Consider the following 20,599-nt stretch of genomic DNA (forward strand, 5'->3'; position numbering starts at 1 on the left):
AGTGCGTAATTTCTTTAAAAAAATGTTGGCGGCTTACCTGAATACTTATAAAGACGTTCCGCCCGGCGCACTGTTCTAAGAATCTGTGCTATGCATGAAGCAGGCCGCTATTATAATGGTGGCCTGCTTTTTTATGGGATCGGCATGGTTGCCGGATCGTTTTTTAGCCCAGGGAAGCGGGTAATGGCTGATCTGCTCTGTACTATGCCACGGAATTTGACGGTGATTTGCATCGCGCCACTGTCTGGGAACCGCCGGACGCTGTTGTAGCCGCACCTGCTGCGAAGCCTGATCGAACGGGACAGAGAAGTGGAGGAGATTGGTACTGGCACCAACACCTGGCTCAAGCGTCGTGGTTCTCAGCAGACGGCCAGTGTTATTCTGGTTGGGCTGTATTACACTTTAGCTGCCGTAGGTTGAACGATAAAAACGACCACGATCGAAACCATCACAGTTTTATTATTTTACGGAAGGATATTTCCGTTGATAGATAAGGCCCATACCAAGGCCATCATGGCCTATATCCGTCATATTTCAAGTTATCTGTACGTTGGCTTTTCTCTCTCACCTCAGTCACTTACTGATGTAAGCTCTGTGGATTCACTGCGTCGCCGCCTGCATGTAATTAGAATTATTTAGGATCTATTTTTCTTAAGTAAAAAATATATCGGCCTCTGTAAGAAGAGGCCGATATAGATTAATTTTGTCTTGTTACCTGTTTCATTTTACGTTTTGGTTATGTTCGAGTTTCCTAAAATACACATGGCTATTGGTGTAATACTTTATTAGCCAATAAAGCAAACTGGCTGCCAGTAACGAATTAAATGCCGGTATGCCCCACTCGAAGGCTAATCCAACGATGGCACCGACAATGCTGGCAATAATAGCAGGCCAACCAATCAGAGGTGTTTGTGCGCTGTCAGGTAATTGGCCTTCGGCACGGCTGGCATCGAGCAGCGCCCTGTGAGTGCGTAAAATATAATAGTCAACCAGCATCACGCCGATAATGGGGGGGAATAGCACGCCTAATAATGTCAGGAAATCGATAAAGCGATCCAAAATACCGGCGACGGAAAGCGCTGTGCCGATGAGGCCAATCACCAGCGTGATCGAGACATAGCGTAATTTTTTCCCCGTGACGCCTTCTATAGCATTGGCGATTCCCAATGAGGAAGAGTAAAGGTTGATATCGTTTACTCTCAGTGTCGAAAATATAACGGCAATCAGCCCGATACCACCAGCAGCCTGAGACATGATTGTTACAACGTCTGCGGTATTGAGCGCGCGGGCAATAATGATGGCGAGGCCATTCACAATGAATTCCCCGACGATAATCGACAACATCGTCATCCAGAAAACGTGTTTTCCTGTTTGGGAATAGCGCGTCATATCTGGGGTAATTAAACTGGCGACGATGCAGCCGCCTACGACCATTGTCGCACCGGCGCTAATGGAAATTGCCGCACCGTTAGGCGCAGAAGCGATCAGCTCGGCAATATTGTGGCCGGAGAGCGTCATGATTGAGATATAGCCGACGACGATAACAAACATCGGTACGGCGATTTTGGCTGTGAAACGTAGTGCCCTGAAACCAAAGGCAACCAGCAGCGTCAGCGCAATACCCGATAGGGAGGCAGACCAGCCAAAGCTGAGTTTATCCGCCATCGCAAAATTGAGCGCTTTGGCGAATACGGCGTTCTGGACACCGAACCAGCCGATGAGGCTAACGGCGATAACCAGGCCAATCAGGACGGAACCAATGCGGCCAAAGCCACACCAGCGTGCGAGCAGGCTGCCCGACATGCCTTCTTTCATCCCCGCGTAGCCCAGACCCACCGTCACCACGCCAAAAATGGCGCTGCCAATAAAGATGGCGACAAATGCCTGGCTTAGCGTCATGGAATGGCCGAGCACCGCACCTAACATAAACTGATCTAGCGCGGTTAACATGCCGATGTGGACTAATGCCACATTTAAAAAAGGCAACCGAACACTCAGCGGGACGCGGCTGACGGGATAATCATCTATTTTTTCCATATCAATATGTTCTCTTATATAAATTGAATGCCTTTCTCTATGAGAGAGTTAGGAATATAACCATCGATTCCAAGATGGCGACAAAATTCCTCAAATTGAGGTAAAGAATGTGCTTCTGCTTTTTGATACATATTATATATTCTGTTCTCTATTGTTTTCGGTGATACGTTCATCTTTCTGGCAATTTCTTTATTTGATAAACGCTGCAATAGCAGAAATATAATATCCAGTTCTGATTGAGTGAAAATACTGGTTGTTAATTCTGTTTGTAGCGTGGTCGGTTTCTTTTGGTCTATATAGATGAGCGGAGAGCGCGTATCCAGAGGAATGGCATTCCACATCGTCCCAATGCAACGCTTATTTTCATCAAAGATGGGGATCTTTTCGCTAACGAAGGGTGTCAGTGTTTTCTTCCCATACCAATAGTGTGTTTCGATGACAGTGACTCTCTGCTCACTATTTTCTGTCAACCTGTCATGCTTTTTTAAATCGTCAGAGAGTTCTGCCCAACTGGCAGGAAATTCATCATCTAGTCGTCCCTCAATATCAAAACGCGTTGGTGTACTGGTATAAAGGTAAGCGGCTTTGTTCATGTAAACATGGCGTGATGATAAGTCTTTAATACCCCAAGGTTCATTTAAACACTCCATCATAATAATCAGATTACGAATATAATCAGTCATGTTTTTTTGTGATGATGGCATCCTGCCCTCCCTAATAGGCCAGAATTAATTCAACGGATCAATTTAGCTAAGTAATGTCGAGTATGTTTGTGCGCATATCCCGGCAGGTTTCCGTATTCTTTGTATCCCAGTTTTTCGTAGAACCCTTTGGCCTGGAACTCGAATGTATCTACGTAAGCCAGATGGCAACCACGATTTAATGCTTCTTTTTCAGCCGCCTGCATGAGTTGACGGCCAAGACCGCTTTTACGATGTTTCTCGCTTACCCAAAGATATTGAACTTCTAATGCTCCCCACCAGGTCCTGGAGATTAACCCTGCGATAATATTATTCTCATCGTCTTTGAAATTTAAAAAGAGAGGAGAAATATCAACAGCATCATACTGCTCATTGTGTTTCCATAGACTTGCTATTACAAATTCTTCTTCATCTGAATCTGGTGTGTTAGTAATATGTAGATTCATTACAGTAAAACCTCATTATTAGCGCGCTAAATTATACTTCTAATATGTATGAATGTTTCTCTTTATCATATCGAACATATTTAGACAAGAGTGGATTTCACCCGTTCTTAGGTTGCTGTATCGCTCTATGATAAGAAACATAATCTGATATTTGTTGATTGTATGCTGGTAAAAATCAGAAAGTCAGTACGTATTAGCCTCACCAGGGAAAGTACCAGATAATTTATAATGAAAATGTCTGTTTTGTCGAAAATATGTTTTTTATGAGCAGTTTACTCTCTATTTTTCTCCTTGATTAACTTACCGCTTCGCCCGGTTTATGCCAGCGAAATGCATCATTGTTTCGCTGGCGTTCCATTTTTCTCCCGTTCATCACCTCCGCCAACGTATGTTGCACCTATATAAAAAGGCGACATTGTTACTGTTTTTCATGGAATGGTGACGGCATCTCATCACGTTGTTAGGGGAAGCACTCGTCGTACGCCATGTTTGCCCTTCACGTTTGCCGGAGAGCGGGTTGCATGTCGTTAAAGCCTTATGCTGTGAGCTGCGACTGCCCGGCCTGGAGCTTTTCCCGTGCGACTGGGGGGCTGCTGTAAATGCCCTGGATGTGTTTTTTGTAACATGCCTTGTTTTGCAGTATGGCGATTTATTCTTTTCTATCTGTTTGTATTTTAAATGAATTAACCATTAAATTGAAATAAAAATAATAATGAGTATAGTTATCATTTACTTTTGTGTGCAAATGTTGACAAGAAACGCCTCAGCATCTCGCCAAAATCATCACCAGTTAACCGAGGATATACCATGTCTTTTGGCGTTACTCGCGCGGAAAAAACACGCGTTTGTGATTCTTCGCTGGCCGGAGCAAAACCATTCGGCGTCTCTCTTCTTACCCTGTTGATTTCCACCTCTTTCCTGCCTGCTCAAGTCGTTGCCGAAGAAAATCCTGCCTCAGGCGATACGCTCGTCGTCAGCGCGAATGCTCATGCCAACGCAGAGGTCAGCGACCCGCAGGATTACAGCGTGAAAGTGACTAATGCCGGAACGAAGATGACGTTGACGCCGCGTGATATCCCGCAGTCGGTGAGCGTTATCAGTCAGCAGCGTATCGAAGATCAGGAATTGCAAACGATTGGTGAGGTCATGGCGAACACGACCGGCGTATCCTCTAAAATTATCGACTCCGAACGCGTGACGTATTTCGCTCGCGGTTTCCGTATCACTAACTATCTGTTCGACGGTATTCCGACGGTGGTGAACGAAATCTGGGACTTTGGTGATTCTGGCTCGGACACGGCGATCTATGATCGTATCGAAGTCGTGCGCGGAGCGACCGGGTTGATGACGGGGACAGGTAACCCTTCTGCTGCGGTAAACATGATACGCAAGCATACGGACAGTCGCGAATTCAAAGGCTCTGTATCCGGCAGCTACGGCTCGTGGGATAAACAGAGGATAGTAGCCGATCTGTCTGCGCCGCTGACCGAATCCGGCAATGTTCGCGGGCGCGTGGTTACGGGCTATCAGGATAACGACACCTGGCTTGATCGTTACCACAGCCGCAAAAAATTCCTCTACGGCGTGATCGATGCCGATGTGACTGATTCAACCACGCTGTCGCTTGGTTATGACTATCAGGAACACAATACAGATCGCCCAACCTGGGGGGGGTTGCCAACATGGTTTACCGATGGCAGCTCGACGAATTTTGGGAACAAATTTAACTCCGCACCGAACTGGAGCTACTCCGATAAAACGTCGAGAAAAGTCTTTGCCGATCTGACTCAGCGTTTTGATAACGGCTGGCAGGTGCGCATGAGTGGGACGCATGGCGAAACCAACTTCGATTCCAAGCTGATGTATGTCAATGGTTTTCCAGATAAAGATACGGGGCTGCTTGTTGATCCGTATGGTAATGATGTCGGTGCTTACGGTGGATGGAATAAGGGCACCCGTAAAGTTGATGCGATCGATACCTATGCCTCCGGCCCGTTCGAGCTACTGGGGCGCCAGCATGAACTGGTGATCGGTGGCAGCTACAACCGACAACGTAGCCAGTTCTATAACACGCAATCCACGATTAGCTCAGCAGGTATGGGCAATTACTATAACTGGAATGGCAACATTGCCGATCCATCTTGGGGTCCCTGGGTGGACTATGAGCACTCAACCACGCGCCAAAAATCGCTCTATACCACGGCCCGCTTATCTCTGGCCGATCCGCTGCATTTGATTGCAGGCGCGCGTTATACCGATTGGAGCATCATTGGTTCGACGGGAGATACCAGCAACAATCGTGTGACGCCTTATGTGGGTCTGATATATGACATTAACGATACCTGGTCGGCGTATGCCAGCTACACCGATATCTTCCAACCGCAAACGCAGAAAGATATGAATAAAAAATATTTGTCTCCGACGACAGGTAAAAACTATGAAACGGGCATTAAAGGGGACTGGTATAACAGCCGCCTGACGGCGTCGGTATCTGTTTTCCGCATTGAGCAGGATAACGTGGGGCAATCAACAGGGATCGCGATTCCCGGCGGTGGAGGAGAATTTGCCTACCGTTCAGTCGATGGTGTCGTCAGTAAAGGGATTGAATTTGAAGTTAACGGCGCGGTGACGGACAACCTGCAAATGACGTTTGGCGGTTCGCGCTATGTTGTTGACGATCAGGACGGTAAGTCGGTCAATCCAGAACAGCCCCGCACATCGTTCAAGCTGTTTACCCGCTACCAATTGCCAACGCTGCCGGATTTAACCGTTGGCGGCGGCGTGAACTGGCAAAATGGCATCTGGCAGGAAGGTTCAGGCCCGCAAAACACCACGCTGCGCGTCGATCAGGGCAGCTACGCGCTGGTTAACCTGTTTGGCCGCTATCAGGTGAACAAACAACTGGCGGTGCAGGCGAATATCAACAACCTGTTTGATAAAGAGTACTATGACTACCTTGCACCTTATGCCGTGTATGGTACGCCGCGTCACGTCTCCGTGACCGTCAACTATAATTTCTAAGTTGATATTTTGAGCTGATGAATTACGTATTGGTTCAACATGTCGATGTCATATTACGTGTGTTTTAATTATGTTGCCTCGTTCATCTCATCAATGAACGAGGAATGTGTTGCTAATTAACCTGTGGATAACCAGAAAGACAGTATTGGGATTTGAATATAGGATAATGTTTTATCTGCAACTGGCCACAGTTGCAGTTGGACATTAAGCCCCTGATACGTTAAATTATCCAGGAACAAAGCATTTCCGCTTTTGTAATTATGCAGCTTATTGGAATTTTCTTCATGATAACGAATATTCTCTGCTGAAATACCGTCAAAACTGACGGTTGCAGAGCCAAATGTTGCATTGAGATTTTTATCAAGCAGGTTAATATCTACCGCTGCATTAAAAGCAACGTGATGAATATTGACTGCGATAGGGATATTGGCGCTGTAATTACTGAGGAAATTGATTTTTATCGTGCCGCATTCACTCATGCTACCTCTGGTAAGCCACTGTCATGATGCGGGGAATACTTTTCCAGCGGTGGTTTTTGTGTCTACGAATTGTGTAATTTTATTCTCCCTTAATTAATTTTTTTTGTGTGTATTTTTCATGCCTTGCAGATAAATAATCGATTGCTAACATTATTAATTATGTTAAGTGTTGATATGTTTTTTTTGCATGTTAAATAAACTTAATTGTAAGTAGGGTAATACACAATATGACCTGTAGATGAGGGGATAAGCGTCAGGCATTGACGCTTGTTATTCGTTTGCTAAGGTAATGGGGAAAACATGCTATCCATCATCATTACCTGTCAGGAAGACTGCGAATGATCTCAACGCAATACATTAGCCGAATCGCACTTGCACATGAAAAGGTGGCCTCATTCGAGGTTTACCTTAATCGCTTTGGCAAAGAAGGGATTTACCTGCTTGACGAACCGGAAGCGGCGCTGTCGCCCAGCAGACAACTGGCTGCGATCGCCCGTATGCATGAACTTATTCGTGAAGGATCGCAGTTTGTGATCGCAACCCATTCTCCGATTCTGATGGCGTACCCCGATGCCACTATCTTTCAGTTTAGTGAAGAGGGAATACAGCAGGTCGCGTATGAGGACACGGAGCACTATCAAGTCACGCGTGCTTTCCTGAATAATCCTGAGCGTATGCTGCGCGAGCTAATGGTGGAGTAGGGGTTAACATCGCTTCGGGGAATCGATGACATGCCGTTTTATGCTATCGAAAAGGGCTAATGTGGCTGTTAAAAGGAAACCACTATCCGCGTTATGCTGATAACATACCAAACAATCGGTAGAGGATAGCGAACCATGAATATCAAACAATTGCGTTATTTCTGTAAAGTGGTTGAAGCTGGGGGAATAAGCCAGGCCGCGAAGGTTTTTTCTCTTGCTCCTGCTGCAATCAGTCTGCAAATTACGTCGCTGGAAAAAGAGTTGAATGGTGAGCTATTTAACCGCACTTCTCGGCCAATTACGCTGACAAAGCTGGGCGAGTTTCTTTTTAACAAAGCTCATGAAGTGATATTCAACTTTGACAAACTCGAAAGGGATGCATTGCAGTATGTTAGCACGGCGTCTGTGAACCTTAACCTGGGGTTTGTCCGTTCGGTGATGTTTAACCTTATCCCTGAAACGATCAAACTTTTTTCGGAAAAGCACGGCCATATTAGTATCACCCTAAAAGAGGTGCTTTCTGAATATCAGGCTGACCTGTTATCAACACAATCTATTGATATTGGCTTCACTCGTGAAATGGATATCAACGAGTCGATGAACGGACAGGAACTATCGCGCGAACTGATCTTGATTGATCCCCTCGTGGCGGCAATTCCGATTAATCACTATCTGAGCCGAAAGAATTTCATTACGCTGCGAGACTTTTGCAATTCGCCCTTTATTATTTTTCCGAGCGATCCCAAAAGCAGCTATGCCATGCGAATTCAGGATAAATTTGTGGAGTATGGCGTGCAGCCTGCGGTTGCTCATCGTACCGTTGAAATACATTCTGCGTTGGCATTGGTTGGGGCTGGGTTAGGCGTCACACTTGTTGGAAGATCAACGATTCCGAATAATCGCCAGGATGTTCTTTTCCTACCGATCGAAGATTTTAAATGCTTGAGTTACATCTATGCCGTTTATAACGCGAAGAATCTGAACCCGAATATTATTAATTTCATTAAAACGATGAAGACGATCTCGGGTTGAGCACGGCTGGTTTTGGCTAAAGGCACATCCTTGTACCTTAATGATAGGATAATTAGGCCGTTTTTTGCCCTATTTGATCGTCAGATAGCGGTTCAGAAATGGTGAAAAGAACAAGCAAACATAAGAAAGAACCTAGCGCCATGAATCCGAAAACATGCCCCCATGTGTAATGATCGAGCAAGTATCCCGCAATTAAAGGACATACCGCCCCACCTAACTGGCCTCCGGTATTAATTAACGCTCCCGCAACCGGAAAAACATCTTTGGTCGTCAGCGACATGGGATAGACCATGTAGGCCGAAAAACCGAGATTAAAAAGGATTCCCGTCAGCAAAAGTAGCGGGCCAAGAATCATCGGGTTATCTGGCGCATTGATGAGGATCACCATCATGATGACTGTTGCAATGGCAGATAACATCATTAACGGCTTCCGGCGTTTATTGAGAATACGGTCTGAGCACCAGCCGCCAATAATATTGCCAATAACGGCACCAATCCACGGTGCTGAAGCCAGCATACCCATTTTGATAATGGAAAATCCCTTCTCATTCATTAAATAGGTCGGGATCCAGGCAAGGAGCACATTCACAATCCCCATCATGAAGAAATAGCCCAATGTGCTGCCAAGAATATTCCAGGAACGGAAGATGCTTTTGGAATTATCAATCAGCTTCACCTTTCTGGCACGGATCAACTTGTCCAGTAATGTGAAGTTGCGGGCAGTGACGATTTTTTCTTTAGAGACTGTAGGTGATAGTGTGGAAGTCGTATCTCGTTCTTGAATTAATGCGATTTCTTTTTCGGAACAAAAGCGACTTTCCTGTGGCGTGTTGGGAACAAGCAAATACCAGATAACACTAAGAAAAATACCGGGAATCGCGAAGAAATAGAAAACGTAGTGCCAACTATAGTGATAAAGAATAAAGGCACAAATCGGTGGAACAATCACGGGGCCGAATTTCGCAGCGGACAGAAATATGGCGGTGACGATACCTTTTTCACGAGAAGGAAACCACCGATTGATCGTTGATGTTATACCAATGGGCAATGGACCTTCCGCAAGCCCCAGAATAAAGCGCGAAACTTTAAGACCGAGAATGGAGGTAGAGAAACCCACCAGACCCGTTGCGATTGAGGTCATGATCATTGAAAGGGAAAAGATTTTCCTCACGCCAAATTTTGAATACAAAAAACCGCTTGGGATTTGTGCTATTGCGTAAGCGAGCAGGAATAAACTTGCTAAGGCACCAGCTTCTGTATTAGACATATGAAAATCATTACGGATAAAAGGTAAAACAACCCCGATGTTGGCTCTATCCGCTGCGGCAATGGTGTACACGAAGAAAATTAATGTTGTAACAACCCAACGAAATTTACTATTGTTTTTTATATTTTTCATTTTTTTTCACCTGCTTATAAAATAAGTGAGTGTTTGTTTTTAATCTGTTTTGAGTTTTTATGGTTTTTTAGTTATGGCTGTTTTCTGTTTCTGACAGGCATAAACCATGATGCCATGTCGATGTTGTTATCTCAGGTTAAGATTTTTAAAAGTGCTGGTGAGATCCATTAATTCAGCGGTTGATGAACCCTGTGATATTTTTTCTTTATAGACACTCTCTTTTTGCTCGCGCATTTCAGAAAGGTGCATAACGTTTTCCAGACGTGTTCTCTCTATGACGACAAGGCCATCTGAATCGCCGACGATAATGTCGCCGGGATGAATTATGCAGTCACCGATAAGCATTGACTCGTTCATTTTTCCCGGCTGTTTCTTCTCTGTACCACGAATAGAGAGACCTTTGGCAAATACGGGGAAGTTTGACTCAATGATGGCATCACTATCTCTTACTGCTCCATTGACTACCAGCCCGGCAAGCCCAATATTTTGCGCCTGTGCGGTTAACACATCACCCCATATGCCTGCACCAGTGAATCCATCGCAGTTGATAACCAGCACGTCACCTTTTTTAGCGTGAGGTAGGGCATAATGAATCATCAAATTGTCGCCAGGTCTCATCTGTAATGTCATCGCAGGACCGACGAATTTCATACCTCGCGCCAGCGGTTTGATACAGGAATCCAGCGCTCCTGTAGCCCCTTGTGCTTCATAGATGGTTGCCGTTCCCAGGCGTTTTAATTTTTCAATCCACTCGATATTCAATTCTTCTTTTTCATTTAACATGATATTTCCTATTTTGGTATTTTTTTCGATATTGAGCACGCGTGAGTGATTGATTTACACGCGTAGGTAAACGGTTTTTCGATTTTATTTGAATCGATATTTGTTATATTCTTGGCGACGTTTTTTTATCGATAATAAAAGCTCGACATATAATTGGATCGTTTTCTATTTTCCGTTTCATTCTTGATTGTGATGATAGTGATTACGGGGAATTACTCAATATGGCGTTATTTAAAAAAGTTTAAGAAAAACTTAACGTAGTGGCAGTGAGCATGAAGACAGTGAGGGAGGATTTCTGATAAATCTATTAGATACAGGTGATTAAATTATTTTTTAAACGATAAAATATAGTTTTTTGATGAAACAGGCTGCTGATTGTGTGATTGCTGAGTCGTTTTTTATGTGTTGTCGTAGAACCAATGGCTGAGCCGCCAGTGTTGGGTAAAGAACATGACGGCCTTGGCTTTTCCCCTTAATCCGCTATAGGTAGCTTAAGGTGAAGTTCGCCGTTGCCATGAAATCACCAGACTGAATCAGATCATCGCGTATCTTTTCGATGCGGGCTGAAAAGGGAATGCTGTTATCCCCGCTTTGCAGCACAATGCTATCCGAACTGTTATTGATGCCGAGTAGTTTATCGCGTTGATAAATGCCAATCGCGATGCCTTTGGCTCCAGATGAAGCATCCAGCGCCAGCCGATTGGGCAAGAGCGGCTCTTCTTTTCCTGAAAAGCGGATGGTGACGTTTTGGTAGGTATCCAGATTGCAGTCCGTGAGGTTAATCGCGAAGTCATGCCATTCGCCGTAGCGATTGGCCTTTAAATAGCGCGAAGAGACTTCACTCATATCCACCACAATCGCTTTGCTATCCGCACTCACATTGCAGGCGGCGTTGACGACGAGAACGTGAAACGTCACTTCATGGCCGTCCATTGACGATACCTGCTGAGCGATGGACACACCCGACGGAAGCGTCAGGAGGCTGAGTGTAAAGGCAAGCAACGCACGGCATGGTCGGGTTTTTATTGCTGTATTATTATTGTTTATCATCGTTGCGATCTCATGGATTAATGATAATTAAACCGCAGAATAATGTTTTTCTCGGTATCGCCTACCACTGCGGGGCCGGAGGCGTAGAGCCGGGCCGTATAGCGCCGTTCAATCACGCCGTTCGATGCTGTCAGGCCCTCAACCAGACTGATGAACTGGTTAAACACCACGTTATTGCCGTTGCGCGTATCTTCGATTTTCAGCGTGGCACCATTCCCCATATTCATGCCGTCTATCCCGACGAGTGGATTTCCACGCGCAGAGGCATCAAAGTTGATGTCCAGATCGAATCCCTTGCCGCAGTCTTCTCCGCCGTCGGTCGAGACTCTGACGCTGAATTCCGTTTGCGCTAACGCATTCGCTTCCGTACCGGCCCATGCTCTGACCGTACCAAAGTCAACATAGCTGTCGGGTGAAACGTTGATTTTAGCGGCGCATTGCATAATTTCGATGCCGTGTAGTCCTGACAGGGTTAAGCCATAGTTACTGTCGGGTTTGGCATTGATGCCTCTTTCACCGTCGATTTGGAAGACGCGCAGCGCATCCTCGCCCACTGCGGTATCGGTGATCTCGCCCGTTTTTTCGAGATAGAGCTGTACCGTAACATTCATCATGCTTGGGGTAGTGGGGGGCTGTGAGCCACTGGGACCCGGTTGGATCCATTGCCCTGTGGACACGCGTGAGGCGGTGCTGCCGCCATTGGTAATGACACCGAGATCCTGACCGTTATAGATGATGCCAATACCCACCCCCTGAGCGATGACTTTGCCTTCAGGATTAGGATAAAAATAGGACATCTCACCTTGCGGTTCTACGGAGTAATACGCCCAGCAGGCCAGGCTACGAGTATAGGATTTTGACGTCCAGAGGCGGCTGCCAATAGGCAATGTTGCCGGGATCTTTAGTGTGCCAACGTCATCATAATCGTTAACCGGACCTGTCACGGAACCCAACCGACACTCCAGCGCGCTGGCGTTAAACGCCGTTAAACCGAAAAAGAGCGCAGCACAGAGAGTGCTATAGCGATATTTACGCGTAACGAACCAAGGCATGGTAATTACCCCTGCAATTTATTTATGGATAACAGGCTGGCACTGGTTTTGTGCGCAAGTAAAAGGCAACTCCACATGACCGCCGTAGTCGTTGACGTAGTAGAGATAGAAGCGATGGGTTGCTCCATCACTGACTTCAACTGGCAGCGTTGTTCGTGGTGCTACCATAAAAGCTTTCCCTTTTAACAGGCTGGTAGGGGGTGTCTGAGAGGCTTTAGGCTGTTTCAGGATGTCACTTACTGTGATGTAGTAGGGTGTTGGATTTTCTACCTGAAACGTGTTTCCGGTTTTTCTGATGATCAGTTTTTCCTGCCATATGTCGTTTTTGGCTGGTTTTACCCCTTTGGGACGGAAGAACACCTTAATTTCGGACTGAATGGCTATCTGTAGCACATTGGGCTTTTCTGATTTGGGCGGGATTTCCCGGACGTTAAGGTAAAACAGCGATTCGCGGTCAGCGGGCAATTGGCTGATTTGCTCGGTCTTGACCAGACGGATCAGGCTATATCCTTTCGCTTCGATGCGCTGTAACGGCGGCAGCACCATTAGCGGCGTATTCACTTTATTGTGCTTATCGTCTGTTAGCCAGGACTGCGCCAGAAATGGATTTTCCGCGTTTTGGTTCATCAGCATAACCGTCGCGGACTGTTCCTCATCGTTAAAGATAACGCGGGTGCGATCGAGGCTCAGGGCGCTATAGGCCGAGGGCAGCACAAACAGGCAGCCGACGAGGAATCCTGTTGCTTGCCGAAAAAATGTGTGTTTCATAACATACTCTCCAGACTTTTCTATTTCTTCGTGCCACTTATTTACAGGGAAGCAGTAGCGCATCAAGGTGATTTAAGGTCGCAGGTAGGGTGAGGGAACACTGTGTGCTTCCCTCCCAGATGACGGATAGCGTTTCATCAGGCGAGACACCTGTGATATAGGCTTGCCCGCCGTTTGTGATCATCGCGACGTCACGGCCTTTTTGGTTTTTGATCTGCGCGGCAAACGGGGGAAATACACCGTTGGCCAGCGCGACATGCGCCATGATTTTTGCTCCGCTAACGACGTCGAATTTGCGGTAGCCAATCGCACCTTCGGTCAGCGTGCCTTGTACCACCGTCGTCATCGCTTCGATATTCTGCGGCAATTTCTGTACATCAATGCGGGTTGATACATCGTAGTAACTGCTGGTGCCGGCAATCACGGCCAGGCCGTAGCGGTTAGTCTCAACCTGGCTGCCAGTGAAAGGCACGCCAGCCTGATCGGCATCGACCATGATACGAGTACCACCTTGATAGCCTTTCGGATGGGCTGCGATGCCGTGACGAGTTGCGGTAATGCCGCCACGCAGTGAACCGTTCAGGTAGGTATAACGATTTTGTTGCCAGGCGACGCCCACAGAGGCATCAGTCATCGGTGCCAGGTGGGTATAGTTACCGCTCAGATAGGTATGTTCCTTACTGTCGTATCGTGTGCTCAGGTTCCAGGTACGACGCGGATCTGTGTTATTGAAATAGGTCAGCGTTTGAGTATTACTGTCGTTATAGCGTCCTATGCTGTAGCTCAGGCGATCTTTCTCTCTGAAGGGAATAGAAAAGCTCAGATATAACGTGTCATCGGTACGGTGGTTGAATTCGGTTCGGTAGGCCGATAAATTCGCCGCGATGCCTTTAATTTCGCCGATATCAACATACTTGTTAAGTGATATACCGTAGCGATCCTGCTGCACTTCATTCCAGTAGGTTTGGCGTGTATAGGTGACATAGGTCGATAGCCCATTCAGCAATGAAGATGAGGCCTGCGACGAGAAATTTTTTGAGAGCGTAAGGGTATAGCGCTCTTTTTCATTGCGATAGCTGTTGTCGAGATTACGAGCATAGAGATACTGCGCCATACTTATATACGTTCTTTCTGAAAAACGGTAGCCTGCGAAGCTAATCTGGCTATCGATCGAATTGAAGTATTTAGACCAGTTGAGTGAAAATGCATGTCCTACTTGAGAAGAGGGCATGTCTGGAAGCGTCGCGCGTGACTGTGTGACGTCAGCGGACAGCGCGCCCAGCAGGTAGAGGTTTTTTCCGATGCCTGCTGACCAGGACTGGTAGCCATCGGACAAAATACTCCCACCGTACACCGACCACGCGTTAGATAGCCCCCATGAGGCCTCTGCCGCAGAAAACGCCGGACCTTGCAAACGATGATCGGTATTCGAGGGTTTACCGGCGGCGAGTTTGTACTGAACATGTCCCGGCCGTGTCAGATAAGGCAAGTTGGCTGATTCAGTCTGGAATCTGGTTACGGTTCCGTCTTCTTCCGTCACGGTAACATCCAGCGTACCACTCACGCCGTTTTTCATATCCTGAATCGCAAAGGGGCCAGCAGGTACGGTGGTTTCATAGATCAACCGACCATTTTGCGTAACCGTCACCGTCGCGTTTGATTTGGCGACACCACGCACTTCAGGCGCGTACCCTCGTAGCGAAGGGGGAAGCATACTTTCGTTATTCGCTAGTGACAGCCCAGTGAAACGGTAGCTATCGAACAGGTTACTGCTGAAATACATCTCACCCAGCTTGAGATCGGCTGATATGGTTGGTAACGGACGATAGGCGTAAAACTGATCCCAAGAGAAATGATCTCGATTCGAGTCACGCGTTTTTCGCATGAAATAGCGGTAATCGGCACGGTAGCGCCAGGCACCCAGATTGAACCCTGTGGTGCCGTAGCTGCTGAGAGAGTGTGATGTGCCTCTTCCATTGGTATCTCGACGTACATTCCCGACCAGATTGTAGTCCAACAGCGCGCCGCCGATGCCGTGATCCCATTGTTCGGGCGGAATCCAGTTTTGATCGCTATATGCTAACCACGCCTGAGGGATAGTGATATTCAGCGTTCCCATACCGATCTGGTTAGAAATCTTAACGCCCCCAATCGGCGTCAGATCGACACACTGACCGTTATTCCATAACACCGTCTTTTTGCGTGCTTCTGTTTTTAGTGCAAGCTTATCGACGAGTTCCGGCGAGAGGCAGACTGTTGGCCGAGAATGCGTATCGTCTTGTGGTAGGTAGCGGATCATCTGCTGCTGGATTTCACGTGAGTTCAACTTTATCGATAAAAGATAAGTCCCTGGCGTAACGTATTCGGGATCGGAGAAGTGGCTAAGATCAATGTCACTACGCTCATCGACATCCAGTACGTCAACGTTAAATTCCGTTGCACTGATCGATGTTGTACCCAAAGAAAAAATAAAAACGCTACAGTAAAAGAGGCCCGGTTTTATTTTTTCTTTGCGCGTTATATTCTTCATTGCCATAGGAATATGTGGTTGAGTAGATGTCGCGTTGTGGTTATTCATTCATGTCAGCCGACATGAATGAATAAGGTGCAAGGGGAGGATGTCTCCCCGTTTGTTTCCCCATACTTTGTGGCTAGCCGATCAATATTTATTGATAGGACACGACAAAGTTAGCGGTGCTGGCGAAAGAACCAGTAGTTACTACAGGTGCTTCACCCTCCTGTGGAGTAGGGAGCTTGGTTACATAAGAAGTGAAGGAGAAAATGTTGTCTCCATTTGCCAGCGGTGTTGCGGCAACTGCGGGTGTTGTTCCATCAAACTTGATTTTTTCACCGACGCGTTCTACTGCAATACCTGCACCACCAGCACTGCCGTTTAATGCCAGCAGCTCATTATTGGTGCCGGAAGCTACGCCGCCGGAGAAAACAATTACGGCGCTGGTGGCAGTATCCAGGCTGCAATCTTTTAATGTGATATCAAATGGCTTAATGTCTGAGGTGCCGCCGTTTTCCAACACCGTTTTACTGATTTCGCCAAATTCGATCGTTTGATGCAGATCTTCCTGAGAGATAGAGCAGGGGGTATCAATAATTTTTCCTTTAAATGTCACCGAGCCGTTATGTGTGTCTACGGCATTGGCTCCGAAGGAAAATACCACGGGGATCAGGGATGTCAGTACAATCTTTGATAATTTCATCTCGTGCTCTCTGTTGACTACTCAATAATTTAAAGAATGAATCCTATGCATGAGTGTGTTCCGCACTCACACACAACGGATCCGTTTTTTTTCTTTTGTAATAACACTATTGGTTGGTTGATAGTCGATTGCCTTTCACGTGCAATATATTTATCAGCTCGCCAAACCAGATTGCTCTGGAACGAGTGAATAGTAGTTATGGTGAGTTTTTCAGTCAAATATATTGTTTTGAATATTTTTATTTAGATTAAATGTTTTAAATTTACAATTATTTAGTTTTTTATTCTGGTGTGTGTTTTCGCGTTTTCAGGGGAGAGTAAAGGGTAAAAATATCAATTTAGATATAAATCATGTTAATTCAGTATGTTATTTTGTATTCCCTGGTTTGTGTGGTGATGGCGGAAAAGCATCTGTCTTTTTATAAAAATAATGGAATTCCTTTTTTAGGTAGGGACTTAAACGAATGTCAAATAACCTTTGACAATAAATGAATAAGTTTTTATCCTTGGCTGATATAGAGCTTTCTGAACCATGTAATTGATTTCGATTTTATAGGTAACGTATCGGTTGTTTTGGTAGAGTGCTATTTTCAGACCATTCTGTAGGTATTTTCATTAAAAAATATCGTATCTATCAAGCTGAAAATAAAAACGATAACGTCTCTTAATCTTGATGGAAAAGGTCGTATGGTTTATTTGATCAATGATTTAATAATTTTTAATGAGGAAGATGGAACGCTAGCATGGATAGAACGTGAAAACGAAGCAATCTCTTTGAGTTTACCAGTTTCTCGATTGTTCTGCTTGCTAATCGAGAATCAGGGAATCACGTTAAGCCGCGATTTTTTGTTAAAGGAAGCATTAGAAAAACACGCACTTTGTCCTTCTCTCAATAATCTCAACAACTACCTTTCTCTCCTAAGGAAAGTATTGCGCGAATTTGACCTTTCAGATTCGATTGTGACTATTCCTAAAATGGGTATTATTTTTAACGCTAAAAGCATAACTCACTATCCAGTAATGAGTGAGGAGGAAAAAGAGAAAGAAAAGTTAAATCTGGAGGTTGAAGATGAAATTGAAGAAGATGTCGATGAAGGGGAAACGTCGTTTTCTATAGAGCATCACAGCATTCCTGAACCCGTAAAAAAGCAGCAATACATCATGTTCCTTCTCATCTGGGTTACGATAGCCGGGATTTTTCTACTCGCGCTGGAGAACATCAATCGTTTTCCGTACCGGCCTCTTGTCGACGTGAAGATGAGTGGGAAATGTGATTTGTTTTATTTATATGATAGCGTTGGTTATCCTCTTCCCGTCGACTATGAGAATCTCTGTTCAGATAATATATTGTTCTTTCTGTCGAAAAAAATCGTTATATCTGAAATGTTGGATAAAAAGAGTGAGGTTGTTATTTCCTGCAGGAAAGATGGGAAGGAATGTATAACTTATGTTAATAATTAAAGTCAGAAAAAAAATTTTTTTCACCACGGTGGTGCTTTTTATTTCATTTTTCCTGGGGATTATTTTTTATTTAAAAAGCAATTTATACAAAAAACCGCTGATATGTCAGGGAGAGGTCGCTTTTTATTCAGAAGAGCAACGTCTCAGAACGGAATATGACGTCTATGTTTATCTAAATAACAAAAATAGATCGCTGGCTTTAGTCAACGGTTTTTACCTCGGAGAGGATGGCGTGCCGCTGACGATTCGGCGGACATTCAGTTTTGACTCCGCTTGGGAGGGGAACAGACTAATAGTGCACAATATCCTGATAAACAAGAACATCAATGACAAAGCCCCCAATGATGCGATCCCCATATTGGCTGAAAATGATGTTATCCAGTTCGAAATGCTGACGAAGCATGCTTATCTGATTAGCACCGTCCAATCGAAGATGGCGTGTAATATCCGCGATTAATGCCTGTAGGAATGGCTTGAGCACACATTAAAAGACTATCGAAAACCGAGTCTGATACGGTTCTCGATAGTTTTCATTCTGAATGGCTCTTTTGTACTCATAAACAATGAATTGCATGATCACCAACTCCTGTTTTCATCCGCAAAGGAGCCATTCTGTGCGACAAATCGGGCGACTTCTTCCATCCCTTCACGGTTTTCCCTCTTCCACTCTTCAGCCTTGATGCGGCGGGCTGCTTTGCCAACAGCATCGTTCACCAAACCGGAAATATTGACTCCGGCAGCACTCAGAACCTGATAATTGTCTTTGTCCACGCTAACGCGGTGTTTCATAATAGTGCTCCTCTCTTATGTGTACTTTGAGTATATACTTCGCGTGATTGTTCGAAAATTAGCCAGCATTCAACTCCAACCGCTTCAATTCATCAAACGTATAAACCCGACGCGTGGGCGCATCTTTTTGCTCGCTGGGGCGGAAAAATTTATTCGGCGCACTCGGCTTGCTCGGTTTCCCTCGGGGGGAAACGCTCGCCTATATGTCCGCTGTAATGTCTCTAAAAGATTGATAAATAAATCATAACGCTTTTTTCTGCCGCCAACCTCCTGAGGAGAATGCTGAACCAGAAGCAGCAGAATATGCAGGATATCCGCGACGGATCAGCGTAGTGCTCGTTCAGGTCTGAGGCTTTGTAGTCCTTCAACACCATGTGAAGTAAACTCATTTATCCATCTTCCAACGGATGAATGAGCGGCGCAGAGCAGTCTGGCGACGTCGGTGACGGCCATTCCCCGATGCCGCATCAGTATGGCGATGAGTCGTCTGGAATGGTTTTTATCGCGTGTCTGTTGGTCTTCTTTACGCATTAGTCGTCGTTCTTCATCAGGGATGGCTGCTATGATCGGCATCGCTCAGTTCGCGCTCAGTTCGGGGGGATTTGTTTCTTTTTGGCGATTGATCAGATCGCACAATTCGAACTGAGCTCCCTTAAAGGGATCTACTATTTGGCGAAGCTATTTAACTTTAAACCTCATTTCTTTGGGTTTCCAAGGTATGAAATCCCGCTATTTTTACTGTTCACACTTTACAGCTAATTAATCTTTTCCGGGCTGACAACCATCCAGACAGCAACACCTATAATTACTCCCCCCATAATAAAACCGTTGTTGATGGTTTCGCCAAGCACCATGTATCCCCATAAAACGCCAAACGGAGGGATTAAGAATGTTACTGTTAGTGAACGTAACGGCCCGACATCGGCAATCAGGCGAAAATACAGAATGTAAGCAAATGCAGTGCAGATCATTCCTACTGCAAGGACACTTATCCATGCCTCTTGCTGTAGCCAATTAACAGCAGGGCCAGTGCTGGTGCTCCATATAAAAAAAGGCAGCAGAAAAATAGATGCCCCCATCTGGCTACCGAAGGCGACGATTTTAGGATCGAGACCACCTTTGTTTGAAATCCAGCTTCGTGTCAGAAAACTGGCGACCCCATAACAACTGGTTGCTATTAGGCATGCAATAACACCGGCAATTTGCTTGTCCGCATACTGCGCCTCACCGATTGTTGTGATCACGGTGATGCCGACAAGCCCAAGGAATACACCAACCCATTTGCGGACTGTCAGTTTTTCCGCAAAACATGAAAAGCCAACGAGCGCTCCCATTAAAGGCGTTGTTGCATTCAAAATAGCTGAATATCCTGCAGGTAGCCATTTTGCCGCGAGGCAATACATCAGGAAGGGTAGCCCGGAGTTAATTACGCCAAGCATTACTGATGATTTGAATTTATCTTTAAAATCAAAAGAGGATTTAAACATACATAGAATGACCGCGAGGCCTGCAAATCCAAACAATACTCGTAAAAAAGCAGTATTAATGGCACCAAACTGCGGTACGGCTATGCGCATAAAAAGAAAACTCGCCCCCCAGATAGCGGCAAGCAGGAGTAACCGGAGATAATCAGCAACACGCATAACAGTTCCTTATTATTGAAGGG

General features: G+C 45.6%; 19 protein-coding genes and 1 pseudogene. 6 read left to right on the plus strand and 14 right to left on the minus strand.

Going from position 1 to position 20,599, the window contains the following annotated elements; all coding sequences use genetic code 11:
• Nucleotide 1: 1 nt before the first annotated feature.
• Nucleotides 2-79 (plus strand): stress response protein AzuC, encoded by a 78-nt coding sequence (gene azuC, locus ACKQAD_RS07950; RefSeq protein ID WP_014914323.1) that lies wholly within the window; start codon nt 2-4, stop codon nt 77-79.
• A 641-nt stretch (nt 80-720) separates the two neighbouring features.
• On the opposite strand, the gene ACKQAD_RS07955 is transcribed toward azuC, so the two are convergent.
• The 3 genes from ACKQAD_RS07955 to ACKQAD_RS07965 are packed head-to-tail and all read right to left on the minus strand — an operon-like array spanning nt 721 to nt 3,184.
• Nucleotides 721-2,037, minus strand: coding sequence for a cytosine permease (locus ACKQAD_RS07955; RefSeq protein WP_409159661.1), 1,317 nt, complete (start codon nt 2,035-2,037; stop codon nt 721-723).
• Between the two features lie 14 nt (nt 2,038-2,051).
• Entirely contained in the window at nt 2,052-2,741 is a 690-nt protein-coding gene (locus ACKQAD_RS07960) for a helix-turn-helix transcriptional regulator (protein WP_409159662.1), read from the minus strand.
• Nucleotides 2,742-2,770: 29 nt separating this feature from the next.
• On the minus strand, nt 2,771-3,184 hold the full coding sequence (locus tag ACKQAD_RS07965) for a GNAT family N-acetyltransferase (protein ID WP_409159663.1): 414 nt from the start codon (nt 3,182-3,184) through the stop codon (nt 2,771-2,773).
• Between the two features lie 807 nt (nt 3,185-3,991).
• Between ACKQAD_RS07965 and fhuE the strand changes: the two genes are divergently transcribed.
• Nucleotides 3,992-6,205 (plus strand): ferric-rhodotorulic acid/ferric-coprogen receptor FhuE, encoded by a 2,214-nt coding sequence (gene fhuE / locus ACKQAD_RS07970; protein WP_409159664.1) that lies wholly within the window; start codon nt 3,992-3,994, stop codon nt 6,203-6,205.
• A 116-nt stretch (nt 6,206-6,321) separates the two neighbouring features.
• Here fhuE and ACKQAD_RS07975 read toward each other — a convergent pair whose 3' ends face one another.
• Nucleotides 6,322-6,684: a hypothetical protein gene (locus ACKQAD_RS07975; protein WP_409159665.1), complete on the minus strand. Its 363-nt coding sequence runs from the start codon at nt 6,682-6,684 to the stop codon at nt 6,322-6,324.
• Nucleotides 6,685-7,022: 338 nt separating this feature from the next.
• Here ACKQAD_RS07975 and ACKQAD_RS07980 point away from each other — a divergent pair, with 338 nt between their 5' ends.
• Together ACKQAD_RS07980 and ACKQAD_RS07985 are read left to right on the plus strand one after the other, a co-directional pair.
• The gene (locus ACKQAD_RS07980; protein WP_498044229.1) at nt 7,023-7,385 is read left to right on the plus strand and encodes an AAA family ATPase; all 363 of its coding nucleotides are present in this window, start codon (nt 7,023-7,025) and stop codon (nt 7,383-7,385) included.
• A 135-nt stretch (nt 7,386-7,520) separates the two neighbouring features.
• Complete coding sequence (locus tag ACKQAD_RS07985; RefSeq protein WP_409159666.1) at nt 7,521-8,417, plus strand: LysR family transcriptional regulator; 897 nt, start codon at nt 7,521-7,523, stop codon at nt 8,415-8,417.
• Nucleotides 8,418-8,469: 52 nt separating this feature from the next.
• Here the strand turns inward: ACKQAD_RS07985 and ACKQAD_RS07990 are convergent, their stop codons facing one another.
• The 7 genes from ACKQAD_RS07990 to ACKQAD_RS08020 form a co-directional block, all read right to left on the minus strand.
• On the minus strand, nt 8,470-9,816 hold the full coding sequence (locus tag ACKQAD_RS07990; RefSeq protein WP_409159667.1) for an MFS transporter: 1,347 nt from the start codon (nt 9,814-9,816) through the stop codon (nt 8,470-8,472).
• A 126-nt stretch (nt 9,817-9,942) separates the two neighbouring features.
• A complete protein-coding gene (locus tag ACKQAD_RS07995; RefSeq protein ID WP_409159668.1) occupies nt 9,943-10,599 on the minus strand; it encodes an RraA family protein in 657 nt (218 codons plus the stop codon).
• A 480-nt stretch (nt 10,600-11,079) separates the two neighbouring features.
• On the minus strand, nt 11,080-11,649 hold the full coding sequence (locus ACKQAD_RS08000) for a fimbrial protein (RefSeq protein WP_409159669.1): 570 nt from the start codon (nt 11,647-11,649) through the stop codon (nt 11,080-11,082).
• A 17-nt stretch (nt 11,650-11,666) separates the two neighbouring features.
• Complete coding sequence (locus ACKQAD_RS08005; protein WP_409159670.1) at nt 11,667-12,701, minus strand: fimbrial protein; 1,035 nt, start codon at nt 12,699-12,701, stop codon at nt 11,667-11,669.
• A gap of 18 nt (nt 12,702-12,719) precedes the next feature.
• Entirely contained in the window at nt 12,720-13,469 is a 750-nt protein-coding gene (locus ACKQAD_RS08010; protein ID WP_409159671.1) for a fimbrial biogenesis chaperone, read from the minus strand.
• A gap of 37 nt (nt 13,470-13,506) precedes the next feature.
• Nucleotides 13,507-15,930: a fimbria/pilus outer membrane usher protein gene (locus ACKQAD_RS08015; RefSeq protein ID WP_409159672.1), complete on the minus strand. Its 2,424-nt coding sequence runs from the start codon at nt 15,928-15,930 to the stop codon at nt 13,507-13,509.
• A 205-nt stretch (nt 15,931-16,135) separates the two neighbouring features.
• Nucleotides 16,136-16,684, minus strand: a complete 549-nt coding sequence (locus tag ACKQAD_RS08020; RefSeq protein ID WP_409159673.1) for a fimbrial protein — start codon at nt 16,682-16,684, stop codon at nt 16,136-16,138.
• 686 nt (nt 16,685-17,370) lie between these two features.
• Between ACKQAD_RS08020 and ACKQAD_RS08025 the strand changes: the two genes are divergently transcribed.
• Together ACKQAD_RS08025 and ACKQAD_RS08030 are read left to right on the plus strand one after the other, a co-directional pair.
• Nucleotides 17,371-18,144: a winged helix-turn-helix domain-containing protein gene (locus ACKQAD_RS08025; protein ID WP_409159674.1), complete on the plus strand. Its 774-nt coding sequence runs from the start codon at nt 17,371-17,373 to the stop codon at nt 18,142-18,144.
• Nucleotides 18,131-18,601 carry a FidL gene (locus ACKQAD_RS08030; RefSeq protein WP_409159675.1) on the plus strand — a complete coding sequence of 157 codons (471 nt, stop codon included), beginning with the start codon at nt 18,131-18,133 and terminating at the stop codon, nt 18,599-18,601. The genes ACKQAD_RS08025 and ACKQAD_RS08030 overlap by 14 nt, the downstream gene beginning before the upstream one ends.
• A 119-nt stretch (nt 18,602-18,720) precedes the next feature.
• Here ACKQAD_RS08030 and ccdA read toward each other — a convergent pair whose 3' ends face one another.
• From ccdA to ACKQAD_RS08045, 3 genes and pseudogenes are all read right to left on the minus strand, one after another.
• Nucleotides 18,721-18,933: a type II toxin-antitoxin system antitoxin CcdA gene (ccdA, locus tag ACKQAD_RS08035; protein ID WP_409159676.1), complete on the minus strand. Its 213-nt coding sequence runs from the start codon at nt 18,931-18,933 to the stop codon at nt 18,721-18,723.
• Between the two features lie 192 nt (nt 18,934-19,125).
• Nucleotides 19,126-19,506, minus strand: a pseudogene (locus ACKQAD_RS08040) (helix-turn-helix domain-containing protein); the annotation flags it as partial.
• Nucleotides 19,507-19,688: 182 nt separating this feature from the next.
• Nucleotides 19,689-20,576, minus strand: a complete 888-nt coding sequence (locus ACKQAD_RS08045) for a DMT family transporter (protein WP_409159677.1) — start codon at nt 20,574-20,576, stop codon at nt 19,689-19,691.
• Between the last annotated feature and the right edge of the window lie 23 nt (nt 20,577-20,599).

This window comes from Pectobacterium artocarpous, assembly GCF_046159765.1.
In the GTDB taxonomy this organism is placed as follows: domain Bacteria; phylum Pseudomonadota; class Gammaproteobacteria; order Enterobacterales; family Enterobacteriaceae; genus Pectobacterium.